Here is a 1,344-nt window from a genome sequence, read left to right on the forward strand (position 1 = left end):
GTATTGTAAAACTTCATTCAGTTTGTAAGCATAAGTAATCAAGCATGGTATTATGTGGTCAGGAGGTTGAGAATGCAGCTAACAGAACGTCACATCATTAAATCGAAAGAACGCCGTTTCGTCCAAATTGACGAACTAGCTTTTAAATCGAAGAATCTCTACAATGCTGCCAATTATGTCCTTCGTCAAAGTTTCATTTATGGATGGGGCTATGTCAATTACAACGAAATGAATCGCTTGATGAAATCTCACGCAGCTTACAAGGCAATGCCTGCCAAGGTTAGCCAGCAAATCTTGATGTTGTTAGACAAAAACTGGAAATCGTTTTTTGAAGCTCTCAAAGCTTACAAAAAAGATGCCTCTAAATTTACGGGTCGTCCAAAACTACCTAAGTACAAAGATAAAGTCAAAGGTCGAAATATCCTGGTTTATACGATTCAAGCAATAAGCAGCAGGCAGTTGAAAAATGGAATTATTAAACTGTCAGGTACTGAGATTTTAATCAAAACCAAAGTAAATCCCGAACGAATTTGTCAAGTTAGATTGGTTCCCAAATGCGATGCTTATGTAATTGAGGTAATTTACGATGAACCGGAGTCCACCGCTAGCAGTAACAACTTCGTAGCTAGTATTGATTTGGGACTGGACAATTTAGTGGCGCTAACTTCAAATCAACCGGGATTTATCCCTCTTTTGATTAACGGGCGACCACTCAAATCGATTAACCAGTTCTACAACAAACGTTCTTCGCAGTTGCAATCCCAACTAAAAGGGGAGCGCAAAACCTCACCCCGGCTTCAACGCTTAACCCGCTGTCGCAACCAAAAAGTCGATAATTACTTGCATCACACAAGTCGATTAATAGTCGAACTTCTGACGGCAAATCAAATTGGGACGCTAGTAATTGGCAAAAATGCACAGTGGAAAACTGAAATTAACCTGGGAAAACGAACTAATCAAAACTTTGTCAGCATTCCTCACGCTCGATTAATTGAGATGTTGGAATACAAGGCTCGATTGGTGGGAATTAAGGTGATAGTTCAAGAAGAATCTTACACGTCTAAGTCGAATTTCTTGAATCTAGATCCAATTCCTGTGTACGGGCATACTGGCGCTTTGGATGTCGTATTTAGTGGCAGGCGAATCAAAAGAGGATTATACAGAACATCAGTCGGTCAATTAATTAACTCCGATGTTAACGGTTCTTACAACATCCTCAGAAAAGCAATCCCAAATGCCTTTGGCAATGGGATAGAGAGCTGCGTAGTTCAGCCAAGGCGGGTCAATCCGCTCGAAGTGAAAGCGAAAGGGGAGGGACTGGAAGCCTCCCATGTCATGTAATAG

The 1,344-nt window shown here is 40.9% G+C and carries 1 protein-coding gene; it reads left to right on the top strand.

Annotated features, from left to right (window positions below):
• The first annotated feature begins 72 nt into the window (after nt 1-72).
• The gene (locus tag JGK07_RS33070) at nt 73-1,341 is read left to right on the top strand and encodes a transposase (RefSeq protein ID WP_293291246.1); all 1,269 of its coding nucleotides are present in this window, start codon (nt 73-75) and stop codon (nt 1,339-1,341) included.
• Nucleotides 1,342-1,344: the final 3 nt, after the last annotated feature.

This window comes from Microcoleus sp. PH2017_24_DOB_U_A (assembly GCF_020738205.1).
In the GTDB taxonomy this organism is placed as follows: Bacteria; Cyanobacteriota; Cyanobacteriia; order Cyanobacteriales; family Microcoleaceae; genus Microcoleus.

Excerpts from the sequence above, each read along its gene's own strand:
- JGK07_RS33070 (WP_293291246.1), top strand. The coding sequence starts at position 73 with ATGCAGCTAACAGAACGTCACATCATTAAATCGAAAGAACGCCGTTTC.